Below are 2,831 nucleotides of genomic sequence, written 5' to 3'. Positions count from 1 at the left end.
CCGTACTGGTTTAAATTTAATCCACTATATTTGAAAGCCACTCCCAAACAACTTGTCTCAAGCCGTATGAACTGGAAAAAGTTTTCGTATCCATCCCAATGTAAAAGGTCGTCTGAAACCTTAAACCTGGTTTTCAGACGACCTTTTAAGGCATACCCCAATACTATGGGCAGCCTGATTAATCCAACTGCGCCACAGAAACAGGCAACCCGCGGATAGAGGCAAGTATGGTATTTGCCGATTTCTGCTGCTGACGGAATGCAGCCATATTGGTTGGCGTCAGCTTGGGTGTCGGCAGGGCAACCGTAGTCGGGTTGACAGGTTGACTGTTCACGCGTGCTTCATAGTGCAGGTGCGGACCGGTAGAACGTCCCGTCGTACCGACGAATCCGATCACTTCGCCTGCACGCACCACACCTTGGGCAGGCGTAAACGCGCTCATATGCCCGTATAAGGTTTCAACGCCGTTAGAATGGCGGATCATAACGGTATTACCGTAGCCGCCCTTCCAGCCTTTGAAGGTAATCACGCCGTCAGCGGTCGCTTTAATCGGCGTACCGGAAGGGGCTGCGTAGTCAATACCGGTATGCATACGGACGGTATGTAAAACGGGGTGGACCCGGTAACCGAACGGGGATGAAATGCGCGTATAGACAACAGGCTCGATGTTGAAGCCCGCTTTTTGCTGGAGCGATTTGCCGCTTTGATCATAATAGCTGCCGCTCTCTTCGTCGCCTTTACCCTGGCTGTAATAATAGGCTTGATAGCTTTTACCGCCTTTGACAATTTCGGCTGCCAGAATATTGCCCGTACCCATTTGTTGTCCGCGGAAATACATGCTGTCATACAGCAATCGTATCACATCGCCTTCTTTCAAATCCTCCAAGCTCAGTACGTCGGAGAAAATTTCGCTCAGCGACTCACGGATTTCGACAGGAATTTCCGCCTGCGCCATTGCACCGCGCGCAGAAGTGCGGACAACGACGGAACGCAGGGTCGGCATGGTCTTCATATCCACTTCCGATGTAGAAGCCTGCCATTTGCCTTTGACTTTTTCCAAAGCGACAAGGTTGCGCTCAAGCTCTTCATCCGTGAAAAACTGTACGTCGGTAACTTGTCCCGAAGCATCGATGCGGATATTGACAGACTGGTTGGCGCGCAAATGTTGCATATCGCGTTCCGCACTGTTTTTCGCCATGATTTGCTTGATGTCGGTTTGGGGGACCCCCATGCGGGTAAGCACATCGGCGAGTGAGTCGCCCTGCTGGACGACTTCTTGCGCCCAGTAACTGGACTGAAAATTGCCGGTTTCAACATAAACCGCCGGCAGCTCTTCAGAAACGCGCTCGACTTTAAATCCTTGATACTCGGGAACAGGTTCGGTTACTGCATAGGCAGTCATCGCGCCGGAAACGGGCAAAAGGATGCCCAACAGAGACCAGCGGATAGGTTTGTTGTGCCAAAATCGGCGCAATAAGGGAAATCGGGTTGTTTCGATCACGAATTATCCTTTTAATGCGGCGGTGCGGCTGCTTTATCAATCCGCACGGGCAATGTGATTTTCATTTAAAAGAAGACTGTCTGCTATTTATCCGTCTTTCAGACGACCTTTTTCATAGTCCGGCAAACAGCACAATGGGGAACCAAGGGCGTATTATCAAGGCTATTGTTTTGATTTACACCCGTTTTTTCTGAAATTTACGTCCGTAATTATATCACAATCGCGTATATTGCTTCAAACGCCCTATCCCATAGCCATTTGGGAATGGCCGGCATTCTCCCTTAAAATGATGCTTTTTTCCAACCTGCCGCCTACCATGAACCTGACCCTTGCCATTCCGTCGCTGAACCGCCAAAGCGACGAATCCGTCCCCCCTCTTATCCTGCCAGCCTTCAACCGTCTGCTGCGCTTCGGACATTTACACAAACAAGCAGTTGAAACATCAAAATTTTACGGGCGTTATTTATGGGATGGCAGTCTGCTCGAACACGCAAAAACTGCTGCAAACGTTCCACAGCAACAACCTGCCGCATTGGCTTCCCCGCTATGGCAGCAGATGGGTTTGCACCAAGTCAGCGTCGTTGGCGGCGAATATATCGGTATTGCCACTGACGAGGCAGACAGATTGTGCCGTGAACTGTCTGATTTTTATCAGGACGAGGGTTGGCGATTTATCCCCGTTCGCCCCGATTTGTGGCTTGTCTTATTACCCAATCCGCAAGACTGGCAAATTCAGCCCATATTGGATATTTACGGACAAATGGGGTCGTCTGAACAAGCCTCGGGCAAAGATAGCGGACAATGGTTAGCAAAGCAGACAGAAATTCAAATGTGGCTGCACCAACACCCGATCAACAACATTCGCAACCAACTCGGAACACCGCCGATAAACGGTCTGTGGCTGTGGCATGATATTCAAGGGACGCAGCAATCATCCGCCCTATTCTCCGACAGCCCGTGGGCGCAATTTGCCTCCGGCCGCATAGATGCACCATACGACTTTCGCGCCTTTGCCTCTTGGATGCAAGAAACAAGAACAGACACTGCCGTCATTTTTATGGATGGTTTGACCGTTACCGGGTCGACGGCGGACGTACTGACCTACCAAGATATTTTGCAGGATTGGGAACAACGCTGGTTCGACCCGATTTGGCAGGCGCTACACACAGGTCGTCTGAAAAAACTGACCTTGACGACCGATGGGGAAAACGGCGGCGTATTAACACTCACACCCAAATCGCGTTGGAAATTTTGGCGGGCTGAAAAAACGTTTACAGGGATTTGGTAAATTGAATCGCAAAAGGTCGGCGGATTCGCATTTGAAGTGCAA

General features: G+C 50.4%; 2 protein-coding genes. One reads left to right on the top strand and one right to left on the bottom strand.

Annotated features, from left to right (window positions below; translation table 11 throughout):
- Positions 1–178: 178 nt before the first annotated feature.
- Positions 179–1,474, bottom strand: a complete 1,296-nt coding sequence (locus HMPREF3066_RS04590) for a M23 family metallopeptidase (protein WP_070440718.1) — start codon at positions 1,472–1,474, stop codon at positions 179–181.
- Positions 1,475–1,787: 313 nt separating this feature from the next.
- Here HMPREF3066_RS04590 and HMPREF3066_RS04585 point away from each other — a divergent pair, with 313 nt between their 5' ends.
- The gene (locus HMPREF3066_RS04585; RefSeq protein ID WP_083286401.1) at positions 1,788–2,789 is read left to right on the top strand and encodes a hypothetical protein; all 1,002 of its coding nucleotides are present in this window, start codon (positions 1,788–1,790) and stop codon (positions 2,787–2,789) included.
- Positions 2,790–2,831 lie beyond the last annotated feature (42 nt).

The sequence above is a fragment of the Neisseria sp. HMSC03D10 genome (assembly GCF_001807625.1).
GTDB lineage: Bacteria > Pseudomonadota > Gammaproteobacteria > Burkholderiales > Neisseriaceae > Neisseria > Neisseria mucosa.
Note: the sequence above shows the minus strand (reverse complement) of the source record. Positions and strands in the feature narration are given on the sequence as shown.